The organism is Klebsiella sp. CN_Kp066 (genome assembly GCF_040065135.1).
GTDB lineage: Bacteria > Pseudomonadota > Gammaproteobacteria > Enterobacterales > Enterobacteriaceae > Klebsiella > Klebsiella oxytoca.
Genome location: NZ_JBEAIU010000038.1, coordinates 85794 through 107136 on the forward strand (window position 1 = coordinate 85794; position 21343 = coordinate 107136).

19 protein-coding genes are annotated in these 21343 nt (G+C 54.2%); 9 read left to right on the plus strand and 10 right to left on the minus strand.

Features of this window, described 5'->3' with window-relative positions; all coding sequences use genetic code 11:
• The first annotated feature begins 120 nt into the window (after positions 1-120).
• The 3 genes from secM (at position 121) to mutT (ending at position 3850) form a co-directional block, all read left to right on the plus strand.
• On the plus strand, positions 121-630 hold the full coding sequence (secM, locus tag ABLV75_RS15065) for a secA translation cis-regulator SecM (RefSeq protein ID WP_004108110.1): 510 nt from the start codon (positions 121-123) through the stop codon (positions 628-630).
• 61 nt (positions 631-691) lie between these two features.
• The gene (secA, locus tag ABLV75_RS15070; RefSeq protein ID WP_004108109.1) at positions 692-3397 is read left to right on the plus strand and encodes a preprotein translocase subunit SecA; all 2706 of its coding nucleotides are present in this window, start codon (positions 692-694) and stop codon (positions 3395-3397) included.
• Positions 3398-3457: 60 nt separating this feature from the next.
• Positions 3458-3850, plus strand: a complete 393-nt coding sequence (gene mutT / locus ABLV75_RS15075) for an 8-oxo-dGTP diphosphatase MutT (RefSeq protein ID WP_004108107.1) — start codon at positions 3458-3460, stop codon at positions 3848-3850.
• A 53-nt stretch (positions 3851-3903) separates the two neighbouring features.
• Here mutT and yacG read toward each other — a convergent pair whose 3' ends face one another.
• The 3 genes from yacG to coaE are packed head-to-tail and all read right to left on the minus strand — an operon-like array spanning position 3904 to position 5471.
• Entirely contained in the window at positions 3904-4098 is a 195-nt protein-coding gene (gene yacG / locus ABLV75_RS15080; RefSeq protein ID WP_004108106.1) for a DNA gyrase inhibitor YacG, read from the minus strand.
• Positions 4099-4107: 9 nt separating this feature from the next.
• Complete coding sequence (gene zapD, locus ABLV75_RS15085; RefSeq protein ID WP_004108104.1) at positions 4108-4851, minus strand: cell division protein ZapD; 744 nt, start codon at positions 4849-4851, stop codon at positions 4108-4110.
• Positions 4851-5471: a dephospho-CoA kinase gene (gene coaE / locus ABLV75_RS15090; protein ID WP_004108103.1), complete on the minus strand. Its 621-nt coding sequence runs from the start codon at positions 5469-5471 to the stop codon at positions 4851-4853. Before coaE ends, zapD begins: the two co-directional genes overlap by 1 nt.
• Before the next feature lie 346 nt (positions 5472-5817).
• Here coaE and ABLV75_RS15095 point away from each other — a divergent pair, with 346 nt between their 5' ends.
• A complete protein-coding gene (locus ABLV75_RS15095; protein ID WP_004108101.1) occupies positions 5818-6861 on the plus strand; it encodes a GMP reductase in 1044 nt (347 codons plus the stop codon).
• A 29-nt stretch (positions 6862-6890) separates the two neighbouring features.
• Here the strand turns inward: ABLV75_RS15095 and hofC are convergent, their stop codons facing one another.
• The 4 genes from hofC to nadC form a co-directional block, all read right to left on the minus strand.
• On the minus strand, positions 6891-8096 hold the full coding sequence (hofC, locus tag ABLV75_RS15100) for a protein transport protein HofC (RefSeq protein WP_004108099.1): 1206 nt from the start codon (positions 8094-8096) through the stop codon (positions 6891-6893).
• Positions 8086-9471, minus strand: a complete 1386-nt coding sequence (gene gspE / locus ABLV75_RS15105; RefSeq protein ID WP_348855010.1) for a type II secretion system protein GspE — start codon at positions 9469-9471, stop codon at positions 8086-8088. Before gspE ends, hofC begins: the two co-directional genes overlap by 11 nt.
• Before the next feature lie 10 nt (positions 9472-9481).
• Positions 9482-9913, minus strand: a complete 432-nt coding sequence (gene ppdD, locus ABLV75_RS15110; protein WP_004108095.1) for a prepilin peptidase-dependent pilin — start codon at positions 9911-9913, stop codon at positions 9482-9484.
• Between the two features lie 183 nt (positions 9914-10096).
• Positions 10097-10990, minus strand: coding sequence for a carboxylating nicotinate-nucleotide diphosphorylase (gene nadC / locus ABLV75_RS15115; RefSeq protein WP_004108093.1), 894 nt, complete (start codon positions 10988-10990; stop codon positions 10097-10099).
• Between the two features lie 202 nt (positions 10991-11192).
• Here nadC and ampD point away from each other — a divergent pair, with 202 nt between their 5' ends.
• Both ampD and ampE read left to right on the plus strand, forming a co-directional pair.
• Positions 11193-11744, plus strand: a complete 552-nt coding sequence (ampD, locus tag ABLV75_RS15120; protein ID WP_004108091.1) for a 1,6-anhydro-N-acetylmuramyl-L-alanine amidase AmpD — start codon at positions 11193-11195, stop codon at positions 11742-11744.
• Positions 11745-11753: 9 nt separating this feature from the next.
• Positions 11754-12608 carry a beta-lactamase regulator AmpE gene (ampE, locus tag ABLV75_RS15125; RefSeq protein ID WP_004108089.1) on the plus strand — a complete coding sequence of 285 codons (855 nt, stop codon included), beginning with the start codon at positions 11754-11756 and terminating at the stop codon, positions 12606-12608.
• A 31-nt stretch (positions 12609-12639) separates the two neighbouring features.
• Here the strand turns inward: ampE and ABLV75_RS15130 are convergent, their stop codons facing one another.
• The 3 genes from ABLV75_RS15130 to aroP form a co-directional block, all read right to left on the minus strand.
• A complete protein-coding gene (locus ABLV75_RS15130) occupies positions 12640-13590 on the minus strand; it encodes a family 43 glycosylhydrolase (protein WP_016807529.1) in 951 nt (316 codons plus the stop codon).
• Positions 13590-14996, minus strand: coding sequence for an MFS transporter (locus ABLV75_RS15135; RefSeq protein ID WP_004108084.1), 1407 nt, complete (start codon positions 14994-14996; stop codon positions 13590-13592). Before ABLV75_RS15135 ends, ABLV75_RS15130 begins: the two co-directional genes overlap by 1 nt.
• A 176-nt stretch (positions 14997-15172) precedes the next feature.
• A complete protein-coding gene (aroP, locus tag ABLV75_RS15140; RefSeq protein WP_160886621.1) occupies positions 15173-16543 on the minus strand; it encodes an aromatic amino acid transporter AroP in 1371 nt (456 codons plus the stop codon).
• A gap of 653 nt (positions 16544-17196) precedes the next feature.
• On the opposite strand from aroP, the gene pdhR reads away from it, so the two are divergent.
• The 3 genes from pdhR to ABLV75_RS15155 all read left to right on the plus strand — a co-directional run.
• Complete coding sequence (gene pdhR / locus ABLV75_RS15145; RefSeq protein ID WP_004098632.1) at positions 17197-17976, plus strand: pyruvate dehydrogenase complex transcriptional repressor PdhR; 780 nt, start codon at positions 17197-17199, stop codon at positions 17974-17976.
• A 241-nt stretch (positions 17977-18217) separates the two neighbouring features.
• Positions 18218-20881 (plus strand): pyruvate dehydrogenase (acetyl-transferring), homodimeric type, encoded by a 2664-nt coding sequence (gene aceE, locus ABLV75_RS15150; RefSeq protein WP_004108078.1) that lies wholly within the window; start codon positions 18218-18220, stop codon positions 20879-20881.
• 14 nt (positions 20882-20895) lie between these two features.
• Positions 20896-21343: biotin/lipoyl-containing protein (locus ABLV75_RS15155; protein ID WP_348855011.1), on the plus strand; the 448-nt coding region annotated here is incomplete at its 3' end.

The following is a 21343-nucleotide window of genomic DNA, read 5'->3' on the forward strand; positions in this document are numbered from 1 at the left end:
CCTTTTTTAGACGTTTTTACCCCGCCCGAGCCCTCATTCCTGCTGCCGTGATGGCGTATTAATGTTAGTATTTGGACGCAAAATATTTCTCAGGGTTGTTACCAACAAAAGGTAAGTTAAGTGAGTGGATTGCTGACGCGCTGGCGACAGTTTGGCAGAAGGTATTTCTGGCCGCATCTCCTGTTGGGGATGGTCGCGGCTAGCCTTGGCCTGCCTGCGCTTAGCAACGGCCATGAGCATGAGACCGCGTCGCCGGCAAAAACAACTTCCAGCAACCACAACCCTGCTAAAGTCAATTTTTCTCAGCTCGCGCTGCTGGAGTCTTCCAGTCGTCGGCCAAATTTTACCGTTGATTACTGGCATCAGCATGCCATTCGTACGGTCATCCGCCATCTCTCTTTTGCGATGGCGCCGCAGGCGCTGCCGGTAGCTGAGGAGTCTTCACCGCTGCAGGCGCAGCATCTCGCGCTCCTCGATACGCTTAGCGCGCTGTTGACGCAGGAGAGTAAACCTCCGGTCATCGTTCACCTGGTGGCATACAATCCCACCTTCTCCCAATGTGCGTTTCGCGTCTGTACCTGGATAAGCCAGGTTACGGGCATACGCGCCGGGCCTCAACGTCTCAGCTGAAACAAATACGGACCATTCCATTTTTTGTGACTCCGCACTGCGGGGCGTTTGAGATTTTATTATGCTAATCAAATTATTAACTAAAGTATTCGGTAGCCGTAACGACCGTACGCTGCGTCGTATGCGCAAAGCCGTCAACGTTATCAACGCCATGGAACCGGCCATGGAAAAACTTTCCGATGACGAACTGAAAGCGAAAACCGCTGAGTTCCGCGCGCGTCTGGAAAAAGGTGAAAGCCTTGAGAGCCTGATCCCGGAAGCCTTTGCCGTTGTACGTGAGGCCAGTAAGCGCGTCTTCGGCATGCGTCACTTTGACGTTCAGCTGCTGGGCGGCATGGTCCTCAACGAGCGCTGCATTGCGGAAATGCGCACTGGTGAAGGTAAAACCCTGACCGCCACCTTACCAGCATATCTTAATGCGCTGACCGGCAAAGGTGTTCACGTGGTCACCGTCAACGACTATCTGGCGCAGCGTGATGCGGAGAACAACCGTCCGCTGTTTGAGTTCCTCGGTATGAGCGTTGGGATTAACATGTCTGGCCTGCCTGCGCCAGCCAAGCGCGAAGCCTACGCCGCCGATATTACTTACGGCACCAACAACGAATATGGCTTTGACTATCTGCGCGACAACATGGCGTTCAGCCCTGAAGAACGCGTACAGCGCAAACTGCACTATGCGCTGGTGGATGAAGTCGACTCCATCCTCATCGATGAAGCACGTACCCCGCTTATCATTTCTGGCCCGGCTGAAGACAGTTCGGAAATGTATAAGAAAGTGAACAAAATCATCCCGCATCTGATCCGCCAGGAAAAAGAAGACTCCGAGACCTTTACCGGCGAAGGGCATTTCTCCGTTGATGAGAAAGCGCGCCAGGTTAACCTGACCGAACGCGGTCTGGTGCTGATTGAAGAGCTGCTGGTCAATGAAGGCATTATGGATGAAGGCGAGTCGCTGTACTCTCCGACCAATATCATGCTGATGCACCACGTGACCGCGGCGCTGCGCGCGCACGTGCTGTTTACCCGTGATGTTGACTATATCGTTAAAGATGGCGAAGTTATCATCGTCGACGAGCATACCGGCCGTACGATGCAGGGACGTCGCTGGTCTGATGGCCTGCACCAGGCGGTGGAAGCGAAAGAAGGCGTTGAGATTCAAAACGAGAACCAGACGCTGGCTTCAATTACCTTCCAGAACTATTTCCGCCTGTACGAGAAGCTGGCAGGAATGACCGGTACCGCCGATACCGAAGCGTTTGAATTTAGCTCGATCTACAAGCTGGATACCGTTGTGGTTCCGACCAACCGCCCGATGATTCGTAAAGACATGGCGGACCTGGTTTATATGACCGAAGCGGAAAAAATTCAGGCCATTATCGAAGATATTAAAGAGCGTACCGCTGCGGGTCAGCCGGTGCTGGTGGGTACCATTTCAATCGAAAAATCAGAAGTGGTCTCCAAAGAATTGACGAAAGCGGGCATCAAGCACAACGTGCTGAATGCGAAATTCCACGCCAGCGAAGCGGACATCGTTGCTCAGGCGGGCTACCCATCAGCAGTGACCATTGCGACCAACATGGCGGGCCGTGGTACTGATATCATGCTCGGCGGTAGCTGGCAGGCGGAAGTCGCCCAGCTGGAAGACCCGACGCCGGAACAGATTGCTCAGATCAAAGCCGACTGGCAGGTTCGCCACGATGCGGTGTTGGCCGCCGGCGGTCTGCATATCATCGGGACCGAGCGCCATGAATCTCGCCGTATCGATAACCAGCTGCGCGGCCGTTCAGGTCGTCAGGGGGATGCGGGTTCTTCCCGTTTCTATCTGTCGATGGAAGATGCCCTGATGCGCATCTTCGCGTCTGACCGCGTGTCCGGCATGATGCGTAAACTGGGTATGAAGCCGGGTGAGGCTATCGAGCATCCTTGGGTGACCAAGGCGATTGCCAATGCCCAGCGCAAAGTCGAGAGCCGCAACTTCGATATCCGTAAGCAGCTGCTGGAATATGATGACGTGGCCAACGACCAGCGTCGCGCTATTTACACCCAGCGTAATGAACTGCTCGACGTGACCGACGTGAGCGAAACGATCAACAGCATTCGTGAAGACGTATTTAAAGCCACTATCGATGCCCATATTCCTCCGCAGTCGCTGGAAGAAATGTGGGATGTGGAAGGACTGCAGGAGCGTCTGAAAAATGACTTCGACCTCGATCTGCCGCTCAAAGAGTGGCTGGATAAAGAACCGGAGCTGCATGAAGAAACGCTGCGCGAGCGCATTCTGCAGAGCGCCATTGAAACCTATCAGCGTAAGGAAGAAGTGGTTGGCGCTGAGATGATGCGTCACTTCGAAAAAGGCGTCATGCTGCAAACGCTGGACTCACTGTGGAAAGAGCACCTGGCGGCGATGGACTACCTGCGCCAGGGTATCCATCTGCGCGGCTATGCGCAGAAAGATCCGAAGCAGGAATATAAGCGTGAATCCTTCTCTATGTTTGCTGCAATGCTGGAATCACTAAAATACGAAGTGATCAGCACGCTGAGCAAAGTTCAGGTGCGGATGCCGGAAGAGGTGGAAGCGATGGAGCAGCAGCGTCGTGAAGACGCTGAGCGTCTGGCGCAGATGCAACAGCTGAGCCATCAGGACGATGAGAGCGCAGCTGCGGCCGCGCTGGCTGAACAAACCGGCGAGCGTAAAGTGGGCCGTAACGATCCTTGTCCGTGCGGCTCTGGTAAAAAATATAAGCAGTGCCACGGTCGTCTGAGCTAAGCTCAACAACGTTGAATACAAGGGCGCAGATATCTGCGCCTTTTTTATGGAAGAAGCACAATGAAAACACTACAGATTTCCGTCGGTATTATCCGCAATGCGCGAGGCGAAATTTTCATCACCCAGCGAGCTGCCGACGCGCATATGGCGAATAAGCTTGAATTTCCTGGTGGGAAAATTGAAGAGGGCGAGTCGTCAGAGCAGGCCTTAGTGCGTGAACTACAGGAAGAAGTGGGTATTACAGTGAGAGCTTCCAGCCTGTTCGATAAGCTGGAGTATCAGTTTCCCGACCGTCATATAACGCTGTGGTTCTGGCTGGTGGAAAGCTGGGATGGCGAGCCGTGGGGGAAAGAGGGGCAGCCAGGGCGCTGGATAGCGCAAAGCGCGCTCGTCGCCGAAGATTTTCCTCCGGCAAATGAACCCGTGATAGCAAAACTAGCGGGCGGGAGGTAAGCCGGACCGGGCGAGACCGCGATCCGGCAAGGTATCTTTGGGCTAGCCCGGTTTTACTCTTTATCCTCACTCCAGCCATCGCTATCTGACAGATCGCTGCTGCTCGGGATGCGTTTCTCTTCCGCTGCCCATTCGCCTAAATCAATGAGCTGACAGCGTTTGGAGCAGAACGGACGATGTGGACTCTGCTCATTCCAGATCACAATTTTGCCGCAGGTTGGGCAATTAACGGTTATCTCTTCTGACATTTTCGCTCCTTAACAGCAGGCCAGTTCAAAATCAAAACGTTCCGGCACAATACCGTGCTCGCTGTCCAGCGGCATAAAGCGGATGGCAAAACGGCTCTTATGACCTGAAATTTGCGGGTAGAGCTGGCTGGCAAGATCCAGGCGCAGACGCAGCAGGTCGGCGTCCTCGCCGTTGTCCTGATAAAAACCGTTCAGGCTGGTCTGCTTACGGAAAGGTGCCGAGTTGCGGATGAGATCGAGAACAAGCAGCAAGGATTGCGTTAAAGGTTCAAGGCTGGTCAGCCACTTACCGACCTGCTCATCGCGGTATGCCTGCGGCATATGCAGCCAGATATGCAGCGTCGGGAGGTCAAAGCTACAGCAGCCACCTGGGATGCTTAAGCGCTGGCGCACCAGGGCGATCAGACGGTCTTCTCGCAGATACTGGCCGATCCGCGGGGCGGACATTAATGTGCTGCCGGATTGTTTTAGCTGCTGGCGTAATTCATTGATGCGATCCTGATCGACCCCAGGTACTTCTGCCCAGGATTGCAGTTTCCTCTGTTGGCGATCCAGCTCTTTCATCAGATCGGTACGGACTTCACCGCGTTCTAAAACATCTAAAAGATCGCCGATATTGCGGAAGAAATGCAGCGCATCCGCATGAGTGGTAATCGCCGGATGAACGGATAACTGCTGAAGTAAAAACTCAATGCGTAGCCAGGTGCGCATCTTTTCATTAAGCGGATGTTCAAAAAGAACAGGGGTATGCATTACGGTTTTTCCTGTGAGGCGGCCTGCGATGCCAGACGTTGATACTTTGCATGCAGGCGGGCGACAGCTGATGCTATGACATCAGGTGAACCCATATTTTCAATAACATCATCCGCTACGGCAAGGCGCTGCTCGCGCGTCGCCTGAGCGGCAAGAATATGTTCCGCATGTTGCCGACTGACCCGATCGCGAAGCATCGTACGCTCAATTTGCGTCTCTTTTGGCACATCGACAACCAGTACGCGGTCGGCTTTGGCGGACAAACCATTTTCGACCAGTAGAGGTACAACCCAGAGAATATAAGGCGAGGTGGCAAACTGTATCTGCCGACGCGTTTCCTGCTGAATTTGCGGGTGCAGCAGCGCGTTTAGCCAGCGCTTATCTTCGTCATGAGCAAAAATATGCTCGCGCAGAGCACGACGGTTCAGGGTACCATCTTCGTTGAGCATCTGCGCACCAAAGCGTTGAGCAATAGCGCTTAGCCCCGGTGTACCGGGCTCCACCACCTGGCGCGCGATAATGTCAGCATCAATAACGTTAACGCCGAGCTGTGCGAACGCATCGGCTACGGTACTTTTACCACTGCCAATGCCGCCTGTTAACGCCACCGTGTACGTCATACACCTCGATCCTGAAACTGACTACATGCATATTTTCAACAAACAGCGCCGTTATTTACGACATGACAGCGACGCCGCAGCTGTTTTATCGACGTAATATCGAACCGATAATCTGCTGTCACCACGCATTCTGATTCTTTTTACACATGTAAATCAAGTGGTTAAAAATGATACGCTGGCGATTAAATATCGCGGGTTCGCTTTTGTCTATTCACCAGGTAAATTTATACGATTGTAGCGTAAAAAAAGTGAAAATCGCAGTCTTGCGCGGCCATGATTCGTGCGTATGATAACGTCACTGGAGTTGTGCTCTCACAATAATGCAATTAACCCCAGGAATTCGCACATGCGTATTGAAGAAGATCTGAAGCTTGGTTTTAAAGACGTTCTTATCCGCCCGAAACGCTCTACCCTCAAAAGCCGTTCTGATGTACAGCTGGAACGTGAATTCACTTTCAAACATTCTGGCCAGACCTGGTCTGGTGTGCCGATCATTGCCGCCAACATGGATACGGTGGGCACGTTTGCTATGGCCAAAGCGCTGGCTTCTTTTGGCGTTCTGACCGCAGTTCATAAGCATTACAGCGTTGAACAGTGGCAGGCGTTTGTTCAGGGCGTTTCTGCGGATGTCCTGCAGCATGTCATGGTCTCAACCGGCACTTCCGATGCGGATTTCGAAAAAACGAAGCAGATACTGCTGCAGAACCCGCAGCTTAGCTTTGTGTGCATTGATGTGGCGAATGGTTACTCCGAGCACTTCGTGCAGTTTGTGGCCAAAGCTCGCGAAGCCTGGCCGCAGAAAACTATTATTGCGGGTAACGTTGTGACCGGTGAAATGTGTGAAGAGCTGGTTCTTTCTGGCGCCGATATTGTGAAGGTTGGCATTGGTCCGGGGTCCGTATGTACGACTCGCGTAAAAACTGGCGTCGGATACCCGCAGCTTTCCGCCGTAATTGAATGCGCCGACGCGGCGCACGGCCTGGGCGGGCAGATTATCAGCGACGGCGGTTGTACTATGCCGGGCGATGTGGCTAAAGCATTCGGCGGCGGCGCGGATTTCGTGATGCTTGGCGGTATGCTGGCCGGTCACGAAGAAAGCGGCGGTACCGTAGTTGAAGAGAACGGCGAAAAATTTATGCTGTTCTACGGTATGAGCTCCGAGTCGGCGATGACCCGTCACGTTGGCGGCGTAGCGCAGTATCGTGCGGCTGAAGGCAAAACCGTTAAGCTGCCTCTGCGCGGCCCGGTTGAAAATACCGCGCGCGATATCCTTGGCGGCCTGCGTTCCGCATGCACCTACGTTGGTGCTTCACGCCTGAAAGAATTGACTAAACGCACGACTTTTATTCGCGTACAGGAACAAGAGAACCGCGTGTTCAACAGCCTGTAACGCAACTCGCTGGCGCGTCTGCGCCAGCGCTATCCCCCCATCCCGCTAATGGCGTCGCCCAGATGAAAAATGGGTAAATACATCGCGACTACCAGTACGCCGACAATCGTTCCGGTAACGACCAGCATCATCGGTTCCAGTAAGGTGGCCAGGTTATCCGCCTGCTGTTGCGTCTGCTCACTGTGATGGCGAGCCAGATTTTCCAGCATGGTATCCAGCGAACCCGAAGCTTCACCGGTACGTATCAGTTGCAAACAGAGCGGCGTGAATCCTCCGCTGTCAGTGAGCGCCTGCCAGATGGGCGCGCCGTGAGTGATTTGCCGGGAAACCTGCTGCAGCCTTTGTCGCCATAGCGGACAGCTCAGGGTTTCTTCCACGCTTTGCAGGCCCTGCAGAAAGCTGATACCGGCGCTTTGCGTCAATGCGAGTACGGTAAATATCTGGCTAAGCCGCTGACCGCACAGCAGTTTGCCAAACACCGGCAGCTTATGGAGAAGTTTCTGACGATACAGCAGCCAGTTGGGCCTCTGGCAAATCAGCCGGTTGAGTATCGCAGGTAAAACGAGCAGCGCAGCGAGCAATGGCCAATAGTGAGTTAACCCTTCGCCAATGCCCATGACCGCGCGGGTCAGCAGCGGTAGCGGGGTATTGAAGGTTTGATAAATGGCAGCAAACTCTGGCAAAACAAAGCACAGCATTCCCATCACCACCAGTAGCGCCAGGGACAAAATAATCAGCGGATAGCGCAGGGCCTTTTTGACTTTTTCGCTAAGCAGTCGCTGTTCTCGCTGCTGATGAGCTAACTGCGCGCAGCATAGCTCCAGTTTACCGGTAAGTTCTCCGGTGCGGATCATTGCCAGATAAAGCGGAGGAAAAGCTTCGGGCCATTTTTCAAGGGAGCCTGAAAGCGAAATGCCTTGCGCCAGATCCTCAGCCAGGGTTTGCAGCAATGCCTGCCACTGCGCGTTAGGCTGCTGCTGCGCCAGCAGTCCAAGCCCCTCAGCAAGGGGAAGACCGGCCTGGAGAAGGGCGGCCAGTTGGCGAATAACCTCACCGCTGTAGCGTGGATGCCAGAGGGACTTTTGCACACTACAGCGGCGCAGCGTAAGCGGGATGATTCGTTCTCGCTCCAGGCTTTGCAATGCCTCAGGGCGATTATCCTGCCAGAGCGTTCCCTGGCAGGGCATCCCCTGACCATCGATACCGTGCCAGCGCCAGAGTCGTTTAGTCGCCATGCGGGATCCCTAAAACGCGTACCACTTCTTCCAGACTTGTCATCCCACGCTCTACAGCCAGACAGCCGCTTTCAAACAGCGTCATCATGCCGGATTCCCGCGCCAGCGTTTCGATTTCCTCAGCGCTAAGGCCCTGGGTAATCCCCTGCCGCAGTGCGGTATTAACCGGCAGCAGTTCGAAGAGTGCCAGGCGACCGTAGTAGCCGTGATAGCAGTGCTGGCAGCCCGGAGCCTGCCACTGAGGAAGCGATCGCGGCCACAGGCTATGCGGGACGTTGGTCGAACTGCCGGTTTCACGGCGGCAGTGCGGGCACAGTTTCCGTACCAGGCGTTGAGCGACAACCAGCGAGAGCGCGGATGAGACCATCCAGCGCGCAACGCCCATCTGCTGCAGGCGAACCAGCGTTTCACACGTTGAATTGGTGTGCAACGTTGAGAGTACCAGATGCCCGGTTTGCGCTGCTTTTATCGCAATTTCCGCGGTTTCAGCATCGCGTATCTCTCCCACCATAACGATATCGGGATCCTGACGTAGCAGGGCGCGCAGCACGCTGTGAAAGGTGAGTCCCGCGCGTGGGTTAATCTGCGTTTGATTCATTCCCACGATGGGGATCTCCAGCGGATCTTCCACGCTACAGATGTTGACCTCATCACGATTTCGCGCCTGCAGCGCGCTATAAAGAGTGACGGTTTTTCCGCTTCCCGTCGGACCGGTGACCAGTATCAGTCCCTGAGGTTGGTTAAGCGCCGAACGAAAGGCGGCAAGCTGTTGTGAAGAGAGCCCCAGCGCTTCGAGGTCCAGCGTCTGCTCGACCTGGTGTAACAGGCGAAGAACGATTTTTTCTCCTCCACGGCAGGGAAGCGTAGCGATCCGAAACGAGATCGGACGATCTGAGAGCGTAAGGGTGAACTGGCCGTCCTGCGGCGTTCGATGTTCGGCAATATCCAGATTGTCGAGCACCTTAAGCCGGGCGGTAATAGGTGCGGCAAGTTCCGGGGCCAGCGGCGTCAGAGAATGTAGTACGCCATCTACCCGCAGGCGAATTCTCAGTTGCTGTTCGCCTGGTTCGATATGAATATCCGATGCGCGCTGGCGCAGAGCTTGTTCCAGAAGATTATTGACCTGTTCAACGATGCTGGCTGACGCTTCGACAGGCGGGGCAAGCGTTGCTATTCCCGGTGCCTGCAGCCGCTTGTCCATCCGATCCTGGCTCCAGCATTCGATATCAATCCTTTTCTGAGTCGCAAAACGTAGCGCCTCCAGCAGCTCCGGGGCAGGGGAATCAACCACGGCGATAGCGATAGTGTGTTCATTGCTGTCAAGCAGCAAGGCGTGATAGCGCTGGCAGAGAGGTATTAATTGTTCAGTTTTCATTGCTGCGGCCTCAGTTAAAACGGAACACGTCTTCACAGGCCTGCTTGAGTGCGCTATCACCGGTAATATTGCACACGCGCTGCCAGCCGGTAATGCCGTTAGCGTTATCCCAGTTCGGCGTCATCGTGACGCTTAAGCCATTGAGACTCTCCTGTCCGGTGAGCGTGACAACGCCTGCCGCCACGGTCATGGCCGAGACATAGCGAGTAGTCGCGGGCGAAGGGATACCGTTGCTGCCGCCATCGCAGGTGGTTATGCCGCCGTGCTCAAGCGCGCAAAGCTCAATGGCGGTGCGGAAAGGGACGAAGGTTTGCAGCATATCGGTAAGCGCTGCTTTTCGTAGGTAGTTCTGATAAGCCGGAATGCCGATTGCGCTGAGTATCGCGATGATTCCGATGACCACCATCAGTTCGATTAAAGTAAAACCACGTTGTTTGTCCATAAGTTGCTCCTTGTTATCCTCGGGAGCACTTTGCCGGGCTTTATTCTGCGATACGAGCAGCGGATCGCGCCTAAGGAAGCAGGCTTCCAGGCTTTTTTTGCGGGTTGCAGCGAGAGATTACTGGCGTGCGAGTCGGTTCGCAAAAGTGCGCCCCGGCATGAAGTGCAAACCGGGGCGAGGGAATTAGCGGAAACGCATAGAGAGATCAAGAGCGCGGACGTGCTTGGTCAATGCGCCTACGGAAATGTAATCGACGCCGGTTTCAGCGAATTCACGAATGGTGTCGAATGTGACGTTGCCGGAGACTTCCAGCGCTGCCTGGCCATTGGTGAGTTTGACCGCCTCGCGCATCATATCGGTAGTGAAGTTATCGAGCATAATAATGTCGGCACCGGCTTTCAGCGCCTCATCCAGCTCTTCAAGGTTTTCAACTTCGACTTCTACCGGAACATCCGGGTGCAGCCAGAACGCTTTTTCTACCGCCTGCCGTACCGAGCCGGAGGCGATAATATGGTTCTCTTTAATCAGAAAGGCATCGGAGAGACCCAGACGATGGTTGGCGCCGCCGCCGCAAAGAACGGCATATTTTAGCGCCGTGCGCAGTCCAGGCAGCGTTTTGCGCGTATCGAGCAACTGAGTTTTAGTGCCGGCCAGCAGGTCGACATAGCGACGAACTTCGCTTGCCACCCCGGAGAGTGTCTGCACGAAATTAAGCGCGGTACGTTCGCCGGTAAGCAAAATACGCGAAGGGCCTTCCAGCTCGAACAGCGGCTGATTGGCTTTTACCGCATCGCCATCGGCAACATGCCAGGTGAAGTTAACATCATCGCCCGCAAGCTGAATAAAGACCTCTTCCACCCAGCGTTTACCACAAAATACGCCGTCTTCACGGGTGATCACTACCGCGTGCGAGCGTGCGTCCTGCGGCAACAATTGGGCGCTAATGTCATTATTGGCATCCACTTCGCCGCCTAAATCTTCCCGCAGGGATTGGGCCACGGCATCGGTAATATCAAGATTAATACGCTCCAGCAGCGCGTCACGGCGGCGGTCGGGATTGTAGCGACGAGGCGTCATGAGAAAGCTCCAGATAGATAAGATTCAGAAGTGGGAAACATGCTAACCTGAACGACGTTTCCGTACCACATCCGCTTCATTTCGCCGGTGGTTTTCAGCGTGGAGTTTTTGGCGTTAGCCAACTGAAGAAGAGCGCAAATGATGCCGGGGATGCGATGGCCACGGTGCCGCGAATGCATAAGCTAGTAATAAGGAGATCAACATGCAGTTGAACGGGGGATGGCTGGTAGAAGCGCGTCGGGTTCCTTCGCCGCACTACGATAGCCGCCCGGATAATGAAACCCCTTCGTTGCTGGTGGTGCATAATATTAGCCTGCCGCCAGGTGAGTTTGGCGGGCCATGGATTGATGCCCTGTTCAGCGGGACGCTCGATCCGAATGCGCACCCTTTTTTTGCTGAAATAGCTCATCTTCGCGTTTCGGCACACTGTCTGATTCGCCGCGATGGTGAAATCGTGCAGTATGTCCCTTTTGATAAGCGTGCCTGGCACGCGGGCGTTTCCAGCTACCGCGGCCGAGAACGTTGCAACGACTTTTCCATCGGCATTGAGCTGGAAGGGACCGATACGCTGGCCTATACCGACGCGCAGTATCAGCAACTGGTTGCGGTTACCCGTCAGCTTATCTTGCTTTATCCGGCGATAGCTGACCATATCACCGGCCATTGCGATATTGCGCCCGTGCGTAAAACGGATCCCGGTCCGGCCTTTGACTGGGCTAAATTTCGCAGTCTGTTAACCCCGTCGTCAGAATAAGGAGATGCCATGACGTTGTTCACTACGCTGTTAGTACTTATAGCCGAGCGTTTGTTTAAGCTTGGCGAGCACTGGCAGCTCGATCACCGGCTGGAAGTGCTGTTTCGCCGGGTTAAGCATTATTCCCTGCTGACCACCGTACTGATGACGGCAGCGGCGGCGGCGGTCGTGTATGTTATTCAGCGCCTGCTGCAAGGGCAGCTGTTTAACGTTCCTTTGCTGGTGTTCTGGATCCTGCTTGGTTTGCTGTGTATTGGCGCAGGTAAAGTGCGTTTGCACTATCACGCCTATCTGAAAGCCGCGGCGCGCGACGATAGCCGCGCCTGCGATGCGATGGCCAGCGAGCTCACCCTGATCCACGGCGTGCCGCCCGGCTGCGACCAGCGTGAATATCTGAGCGAGCTGCAAAACGCGCTGCTGTGGATTAACTACCGCTACTATCTCGCTCCGCTGTTCTGGTTCGTTGTCGGCGGACCGTGGGGGCCGCTAACTCTGGTGGCCTATTGTACGCTGCGGGCCTGGCAGACCTGGCTGGCGCGTTATCAGACGCCGCGTCATCGCTTACAGTCGGGGATTGACGGCATTTTGCACGTAGTCGACTGGGTTCCGGTACGTCTGGTCGGCGTGGTCTACGCGCTGATTGGACACGGGGAAAAGGCTTTGCCTGCGTGGTTTGCTTCGCTGGGCGACCGCCACTCTTCGCAGTATCAGGTGCTGACGCGCCTGGCGCAGTATTCACTTGCGCGCGAGCCGCATGTGGATAAAGTGGCAACGCCGAAGGCGGCAGTCTCAATGGCGAAAAAAACATCGCTGGTGGTGGTCGTGATTATGGCGCTGCTGACGATTTACGGTACGTTGATTTAAGCACCTGCCCGCTGGCGGGCAGGTTCCGCTTTTAATTCGTCTCTGCTGCCGGGATGCCAAAATCAGGCATCCCGTTTTCTTGCCAGCGAATCAGCTTCAGGCGCGTATGGCGATTCGGATCATACAGCGGGTCGCCTTCGATTTCGGTGTAGTTGCGCGCATGGTACACCAGCACATCTTCTCCCTCCGGCGTTTGCGTAAAGCTATTGTGGCCTGGCCCATACTGACGATTCTCATAGCTGGTACGAAATACCGGCTGCGGCGCTTTATGCCAGTTTTCCGGGCGGAGAGGGTCGGCGCTGACGTCTATCCACAGTAGGCCCATGCAGTAGTTTTCGTCGGTGGCGCTGGCGGAATAGCTGACGAACAGCTTGTCGCCATGGAACAGTACCGCCGGGCCTTCGTTCACCAGAAAACCTCGGCACTCCCAGTCGAACTCGGGTTGACTCAGCATGACCGGCTGACCTTTTAGCGTCCACGGATTTTCCAGTTCAGCCAGATAGAGGTTGGTATTGCCTTTAATTTCAGGATCTTTTTGCGCCCATAGATACCACTGCTTACCCTGATGGCGGAAAGTCGTGGCATCCAGCGCAAAGGTATCAAGCGGCGTTTTAATCTGGCCTTTTTCCTGCCATTTACCGGTTAACGGGTCGCTGTCCGCGCATTCCAGCGCGAACATGCGGTGCTGGAACATACCCAGCGCATCCAGATCGTGCGTGTGGCTGGCGGCAAAGTAGATATACCATTTGCCGTTAATTTTATGCAGCTCCGGGGCCCATATGAGCTGGCTCATTGGGCCGCTGTCCGGCTTACGCCAGACGACCACCGGCTGCGCGTCGCGCAAGCCTTCAAGGGTGGCTGAGCGTCGGATTTCCAGACGGTCATACTCCGGTACCGAGGCGATAAAGTAGTAGCTATCCTGATGGCGCAGAATATAAGGGTCCGCGCGTTGTTCAATAAATGGGTTCGGCCAGTTTTTCATTATGCTTTCCTTACATGTTCGCCGGTTTTCAGTTCCTGATAGTCGTTGAGCTCGCTGTAGTTAATCCGACGTTTTTCGAGGTCGGACTGAATTTGCCGCATAAATTCGCGGTTTACCTTCAGCATACGCACCACGCCGGCGGTAATCAGATAGCCGACGCCGGGGATAACGCTGAACAGCAATACGATACCGTTAATCGCGGAAGCGCTTTGCTGCTTCGCGCCGGCATCGTAACCGTACCAGGAGAGCAGGAAGCCAACCATCGCGCCGGCGATGGCCAGGCCGACTTTCAGGAAGAACAGATTGCCGGAGAAGCTGATGCCGGTGATGCGCTTACCGGTCTTCCATTCGCCGTAGTCATCAACGTCGGCCATCAGCGACCAGTGCAGCGGCGACGGGATCTGGTGCAGAATGTTCAGCAGGAAATAGAGCACCATAATCATCATGGTGGCGTGCGGGTCGAAGAAATAGAACGCGCAGGAGAAAATCGCCAGGACGATATTGGTCCAGAAAAACACCTGCAGTTTGCACCAGCGGTCGGTCAGGACTTTAGCCAGCATACTGCCGATCATCATTCCGACAACCCCGAGGCTGATAAACAGCGTGGCGAAGTGGGTGCTTTGCTGCATAACCCAGGTGACGTAGTACATGGTCGCAGCCATACGGATAAAGCCCGGACAGACGTTGCACAGCGTTAACAGCAGGATGCGAACCCACTGGTCGTTTTTCCAGACGTCTTTTAGATCTTTTTTCAGCTCGTCGTTGGTCTGGACTGCGGGTTTTACGCGTTCACGGACGGTGGCGAAGCAGAACAGGAACATGCACATACCGATAATCGCCAGCACGGTCATCGCCATCTGGTAGCCTTTGGCTTTATCCTCGCCGCCGAACCAGTCCGCCATCGGCAGCAGCGTCAGGGAGAGCAACAGGGTAGCGATGCCGACCAATACGAAACGATATGACTGACAGGCCACGCGTTCCTGCGGGTCGTTCGTAATCACGCTACCCAATGAGCAGTAGGGGATGTTGATCGCGGTGTAGGTCAGAGAGAGCAGGAAGTAGGTGACGAAAGCATAGATAACCTTGCTATTGTACGTCCATTCCGGGGTGGTAAACATCAGGACGCTGAACAGCGCGTACGGGAAAGCGATCCACAGGAGCCAAGGGCGAAAACGGCCATATTTGCTGCGGGTACGGTCTGCCATTGCCCCCATAATCGGGTCGGTCACGGCATCAATAACGCGTACGGAAAGCAGAAGCACCCCGACCAGCGCCGGTGCGAGACCAAAAATATCCGTATAAAAATAGTTAACAAACAACATGATGGCGCCGAAGATAATATTACATCCGGCATCGCCCATTCCGTAGCCTATTTTCTCTTTAACTGAAAGCTTATTGCCATTCATAGCGACGATCTCCCCGTTGCGGTATGGAGAGGATTATTAGTCGGGTAAGAGATGATTGCGTTGCAGGATAGGGTCGACGATATGGATAAATGGGTTATGACGAGGAAAGTGTGAAGCAGATAACAATGCGCTGTGCCCGCCAGCGGCGGGCGGGCACAGATTCAGGTGATGTATGATTATGCTTTAACGGCGCTGGCGGTTTTCTGCTTGAACAGATAACCGACGCCGAGAACGGCAATCCACACCGGGATCAGATAGACGGAAATCGCCATGCCCGGAGTCATCAGCATAATAACCAGTACCCCGACCATAAATAGCAGGCAGATCCAGTTGCCTAACGGATAAAACAGCGCCGGGAAGCGGGTGACCACGCCCTGCTGCTGCTTAGCGCGGCGGAATTTAATGTGCGCCAGGCTAATCATCGCCCAGTTGATCACCAGCGCAGAAACCACCAGCGCCATCAGCAGACCAAACGCGGATTCCGGCGCGAAGTAGTTAATCAGTACGCACAGCGCGGTGACCAGCGCGGAAACGAGGATCGTATTAACCGGCACGCCGCGTTTATCGACGCTCATCAGCGCTTTTGGCGCGTTCCCCTGCTGGGCCAGACCGAACAGCATACGGCTGTTGCAGTATACGCAGCTGTTGTAAACGGAAAGCGCTGCGGTTAATACCACAATATTCAGGGCATTAGCGACGAAGGTATCGCCCAGTTCGTGGAAGATAAGGACGAACGGGCTGGTATCGGCGGTCACGCGGCTCCACGGCAGCAGAGAGAGCAGAACGGCCAGCGATCCTACATAGAAAATCAGAATGCGGTAGATAACCTGGTTGGTCGCTTTCGGGATACTTTGCTCCGGGTTATCTGCTTCTGCGGCGGTAATACCCACCAGCTCAAGGCCGCCGAAGGAGAACATAATAATCGCCATCATCATCACCAGCCCGGTGAAGCCGTGCGGCAGGAACCCGCCTTGCTCCCACAGGTTGCGTACGGTAGCCTGCGGACCGCCGTTGCCGCTGAACAACAGCCAGCCGCCGAACAGGATCATCGCCACAACGGCGACAACTTTAATGATCGCGAACCAGAACTCCATTTCGCCAAACACCTTGACGTTAGTCAGGTTGATAGCATTGATGGCGATAAAGAAAATAGCCGCAGAAACCCAGGTGGGAATTTCCGGCCACCAGAACTGAACGTATTTCCCGACCGCGGTCAGCTCGGCCATGGCCACCAGAACGTAGAGAACCCAGTAGTTCCATCCGGAAGCAAAGCCCGCAAAGCCGCCCCAGTATTTATAGGCGAAATGACTAAATGAACCGGCTACCGGCTCTTCTACCACCATCTCGCCCAGCTGACGCATGATCAGGAAGGCAATGAAACCGGCAATTGCGTAGCCCAGAATAATACCGGGACCTGCATTTTGGATGACGGATGCACTACCCAGAAACAAACCGGTACCGATAGCGCCTCCCAGCGCAATAAGCTGAATGTGGCGGTTTTTAAGGCCGCGCTTTAGCCGATCGCCATGCTGTTGACCTTCCATCATGAAACCTCGTGTGTGGTTATGGTTATTATGTTTGTATGCGTCATCCATCAGGTGACTTCTTCGCTGTCCATCCCTGCCTGATAGCATAGTCAGCGAAGTTTCACTGAGCCTGCGCCCCGTTTTGCCCCGAGTGATGTAGCGCACATATTATTGTATGTGTGTAATTATCAAATTCCGTATGTGTACTTATTTGTTTACGCAAGGCAGAGAGGGTAATTCATGAAAAGGCCTTTCGTAACATGGAGAATAGTGATAAGCGCCGCTGAATGCACCTGCTTTATGAAGGGATGATGACGAAGCGAGCAAAAAGAAACCATTTGTAAATTATGCCAGCATACTCCGCATCTACTCCTTTCTTCTCTGTTATTCATGTTAAGTGAATTTATATTCATTAAAAAAGGCGTTGAATCGGTTCAGATAGCGTAATTTTTCGTTTCCATTTAGTTAATGCTACCTCCTTGTGAGTAAACACAACATTTGTGCAAAGTTACATTTATGAAATGTTATTTCTGTAAGGTTGTTAAAACGTGCCGGGTTTAATGATTTCAATCAAAACCTGTATGGACAGAAGGTGAATACTTTGTTACTTTAGCGATACGAACTATGAATTGGTAAGACCAATTGACTCCGGGCTAATGGCAGAGACAGGGAATATGGCCTACAGCAAGATCCGCCAACCAAAACTATCCGATGTGATAGAGCAGCAGCTGGAGTTTTTAATCCTTGAGGGGACGTTGCGCCCCGGTGAAAAGCTCCCGCCTGAACGTGAACTGGCAAAACAGTTTGACGTTTCCCGACCCTCGCTACGTGAGGCTATTCAACGCCTCGAAGCTAAGGGGTTGTTGCTTCGTCGCCAGGGGGGCGGAACGTTTGTACAAAGCCGCCTGTGGCAGAGCTTCAGCGATCCGCTGGTAGAGCTACTGTCCGACCACCCTGAATCCCAATTTGATCTGCTGGAAACCCGTCACGCGCTTGAAGGCATTGCCGCATATTACGCAGCGCTGCGCAGCAATGATGAAGATCGCGAACGCATTCGCGAGCTGCATCAGGCTATCGAGCGGGCTCAGCAGTCGGGCGATCTTGATGCTGAATCCGATGCCGTCGTCCAGTATCAAATAGCCGTCACCGAAGCGGCGCACAATGTTGTGCTGCTCCATCTACTACGCTGTATGGAGCCAATGCTGGCTCAGAACGTTCGCCAGAATTTTGAATTGTTGTACGCCCGCCGGGAAATGCTCCCGCAGGTCAGCAATCATCGCACTCGAATTTTTGAGGCGATAATCGCCGGGGAGCCGGAGCAGGCGCGTGAAGCCTCGCATCGTCACCTGGCGTTCATAGAGGAAATTTTGCTGGATCGTAGCCGTGAGCAGAGCCGTCGTGAACGCTCACTGCGTCGTTTACAGCAACGAAAGGATGAGAACTCCGGTTCTTAAGCGCCATTTTTAGAGCGCGGCAACTAAACGCAGAACCTGTCTTATTGCACTTTTAGTTGTTCAAAATAATTTTGGGTGTATCGCGGCGGCAAGCGCGCGAATCCCCGGGAGCATAGTGAACTATGCGACTGGAGTGAGGTAGCGAAGCCAACAAAGAGACAGCCAGAAGCATGAAGAACAAAGAGCGCAATGGGACAGGTTCCAGATTAATCAACGATTAGATAGATAAGGAATACCCCCCATGTCAGAACGTTTACCAAATGACGTGGATCCGATCGAAACTCGCGACTGGCTACAGGCGATCGAATCGGTCATCCGTGAAGAAGGTGTTGAGCGCGCTCAGTATCTTATTGACCAACTCCTTTCTGAAGCCCGCAAAGGCGGGGTGAAAGTGGCTGCTGGCGCATCGACCGGCGGCTACGTGAACACTATTGCCGTTGAAGATGAGCCGGAATACCCGGGTAATCTGGATCTGGAACGTCGTATCCGTTCTGCGATCCGCTGGAACGCCATCATGACCGTTCTGCGCGCATCGAAAAAAGATCTCGAACTGGGCGGCCACATGGCTTCTTTCCAGTCTTCCGCAACCTTCTACGAAGTGTGCTTTAACCACTTCTTCCGCGCACGCAACGAGCAGGACGGCGGCGACCTGGTTTACTTCCAGGGCCACATCTCTCCGGGCGTCTATGCGCGTGCTTTCCTGGAAGGTCGTCTGACTGAAGAGCAGATGAACAACTTCCGTCAGGAAGTTCACGGTAAAGGTCTGTCCTCTTATCCGCACCCGAAACTGATGCCTGAATTCTGGCAGTTCCCGACCGTCTCTATGGGTCTGGGCCCAATCGGTGCGATTTATCAGGCTAAATTCCTGAAATATCTGGAACACCGCGGCCTGAAAGACACCTCTAAACAGACCGTTTACGCTTTCCTCGGCGACGGTGAGATGGACGAGCCGGAATCTAAAGGCGCGATCACCATCGCAACCCGTGAGAAGCTGGACAACCTGGTCTTCGTAATCAACTGTAACCTGCAGCGCCTCGACGGTCCGGTTACCGGTAATGGCAAGATCATTAACGAACTGGAAGGCATCTTTGGCGGTGCTGGCTGGAACGTTATCAAGGTTATCTGGGGCGGTCGCTGGGATGAGCTGCTGCGTAAAGATACCAGCGGTAAACTGATCCAGCTGATGGAAGAAACCGTTGACGGCGATTACCAGACCTTCAAATCCAAAGACGGCGCTTACGTGCGTGAGCACTTCTTCGGTAAATATCCGGAGACCGCAGCGCTGGTTGCCGACTGGACTGACGAGCAGATCTGGGCCCTGAACCGCGGCGGTCACGATCCGAAGAAAGTCTATGCTGCACTGAAAAAAGCGCAGGAAACCAAAGGCAAAGCTACCGTAATCCTTGCCCATACCATCAAAGGTTACGGCATGGGTGACACCGCCGAAGGTAAAAACATCGCTCACCAGGTTAAGAAAATGAACATGGACGGCGTACGCTACGTCCGCGATCGTTTCAATGTGCCGGTTGCCGATGCTGATATCGAAAAACTGCCGTATGTAACCTTCCCGGAAGGTTCCGAAGAGCACACTTATCTGCACGCCCAGCGTCAGAAACTGCACGGCTATCTGCCGAGCCGTCAGACCCACTTCACTGAGAAGCTGGAGCTGCCGACCCTGGAAGATTTCCGTCCGCTGCTGGAAGAGCAGAACAAAGAGATCTCGACCACTATCGCGTTCGTACGTGCCCTGAACGTGATGCTGAAGAACAAATCCATCAAAGACCGCCTCGTGCCGATCATCGCCGATGAAGCGCGTACCTTTGGTATGGAAGGTCTGTTCCGTCAGATTGGTATCTACAGCCCGAACGGCCAGCAGTACACTCCGCAGGACCGTGAGCAGGTTGCTTACTACAAAGAAGACGAAAAAGGCCAGATTCTGCAGGAAGGTATCAACGAACTGGGTGCCGGCGCCTCCTGGCTGGCTGCTGCGACTTCTTACAGCACCAACAACCTGCCGATGATCCCGTTCTACATCTACTACTCCATGTTCGGGTTCCAGCGTATCGGCGATCTGTGCTGGCAGGCTGGCGACCAGCAGGCTCGCGGCTTCCTGATCGGCGGGACTTCCGGTCGTACCACGCTGAACGGCGAAGGTCTGCAGCACGAAGATGGCCACAGCCACATTCAGTCTCTGACTATCCCGAACTGTATCTCTTACGATCCGTCTTACGCGTACGAAGTTGCGGTCATCATGCAGGATGGTCTGGAACGTATGTACGGTGAAGCGCAAGAGAACGTTTACTACTACATCACCACGCTGAACGAAAACTACCATATGCCGGCGATGCCGGAAGGTGCCGAGGAAGGTATCCGTAAAGGTATCTATAAACTCGAAACCGTTGCAGGTAGCAAAGGTAAAGTTCAGCTGCTGGGCTCCGGTTCTATCCTGCGTCACGTGCGTGAAGCAGCGCAGATCCTGGCCAACGACTACGGCGTAGGCTCTGACGTGTACAGCGTTACCTCCTTCACCGAACTGGCGCGCGATGGCCAGGACTGTGAACGCTGGAACATGCTGCACCCGCTGGAAACTCCGCGCGTTCCGTACATTGCTCAGGTGATGAACGACGCTCCGGCAGTTGCGTCTACTGACTATATGAAACTGTTCGCTGAGCAGGTTCGTACTTACGTACCGGCTGATGATTACCGCGTACTAGGTACCGACGGCTTCGGTCGCTCTGACAGCCGTGAAAACCTGCGTCACCACTTCGAAGTTGATGCTTCCTACGTGGTGGTAGCAGCGCTGGGCGAACTGGCTAAACGTGGCGAAATCGATAAGAAAGTGGTTGCGGAAGCCATCACTAAATTCAACATCGATGCAGATAAAGTTAACCCGCGTCTGGCGTAAGAGGTAAAAGAATAATGGCTATCGAAATCAAAGTACCGGACATCGGGGCTGATGAAGTTGAAATCACCGAGATTCTGGTCAAAGTTGGCGACAAAGTTGAAGCTGAACAGTCGCTGATCACCGTAGAAGGCGACAAAGCCTCTATGGAAGTCCCGTCTCCGCAGGCTGGCGTTGTTAAAGAGATTAAAGTCTCCGTCGGCGACAAAACCGAGACCGGTAAACTGATCATGATTTTCGATTCCGCCGATGGTGCAGCAGCCGCTGCACCTGCGCAGGAAGAGAAGAAAGAAGCCGCTCCGGCCGCCGCTGCGCCTGCAGCCGCGAGCGCAAAAGAAGTTCACGTACCGGATATCGGCGGTGATGAAGTTGAAGTCACTGAAATCATGGTTAAAGTGGGCGACACCATCGCCGCTGAACAGTCGCTGATCACCGTAGAAGGCGATAAAGCCTCTATGGAAGTTC

Excerpts from the sequence above, each read along its gene's own strand:
- mutT (WP_004108107.1), top strand. The coding sequence starts at position 3,458 with ATGAAAACACTACAGATTTCCGTCGGTATTATCCGCAATGCGCGAGGC.
- ABLV75_RS15135 (WP_004108084.1), bottom strand. The coding sequence starts at position 14,996 with ATGAATGGCAATAAGCTTTCAGTTAAAGAGAAAATAGGCTACGGAATG.
- aceE (WP_004108078.1), top strand. The coding sequence starts at position 18,218 with ATGTCAGAACGTTTACCAAATGACGTGGATCCGATCGAAACTCGCGAC.
- secA (WP_004108109.1), top strand. The coding sequence starts at position 692 with ATGCTAATCAAATTATTAACTAAAGTATTCGGTAGCCGTAACGACCGT.
- ampD (WP_004108091.1), top strand. The coding sequence starts at position 11,193 with ATGCAGTTGAACGGGGGATGGCTGGTAGAAGCGCGTCGGGTTCCTTCG.
- nadC (WP_004108093.1), bottom strand. The coding sequence starts at position 10,990 with ATGACGCCTCGTCGCTACAATCCCGACCGCCGCCGTGACGCGCTGCTG.
- hofC (WP_004108099.1), bottom strand. The coding sequence starts at position 8,096 with ATGGCGACTAAACGACTCTGGCGCTGGCACGGTATCGATGGTCAGGGG.
- coaE (WP_004108103.1), bottom strand. The coding sequence starts at position 5,471 with ATGACGTACACGGTGGCGTTAACAGGCGGCATTGGCAGTGGTAAAAGT.
- pdhR (WP_004098632.1), top strand. The coding sequence starts at position 17,197 with ATGGCCTACAGCAAGATCCGCCAACCAAAACTATCCGATGTGATAGAG.
- ppdD (WP_004108095.1), bottom strand. The coding sequence starts at position 9,913 with ATGGACAAACAACGTGGTTTTACTTTAATCGAACTGATGGTGGTCATC.
- ampE (WP_004108089.1), top strand. The coding sequence starts at position 11,754 with ATGACGTTGTTCACTACGCTGTTAGTACTTATAGCCGAGCGTTTGTTT.
- ABLV75_RS15130 (WP_016807529.1), bottom strand. The coding sequence starts at position 13,590 with ATGAAAAACTGGCCGAACCCATTTATTGAACAACGCGCGGACCCTTAT.
- ABLV75_RS15095 (WP_004108101.1), top strand. The coding sequence starts at position 5,818 with ATGCGTATTGAAGAAGATCTGAAGCTTGGTTTTAAAGACGTTCTTATC.
- aroP (WP_160886621.1), bottom strand. The coding sequence starts at position 16,543 with ATGATGGAAGGTCAACAGCATGGCGATCGGCTAAAGCGCGGCCTTAAA.
- yacG (WP_004108106.1), bottom strand. The coding sequence starts at position 4,098 with ATGTCAGAAGAGATAACCGTTAATTGCCCAACCTGCGGCAAAATTGTG.
- gspE (WP_348855010.1), bottom strand. The coding sequence starts at position 9,471 with ATGAAAACTGAACAATTAATACCTCTCTGCCAGCGCTATCACGCCTTG.
- zapD (WP_004108104.1), bottom strand. The coding sequence starts at position 4,851 with ATGCATACCCCTGTTCTTTTTGAACATCCGCTTAATGAAAAGATGCGC.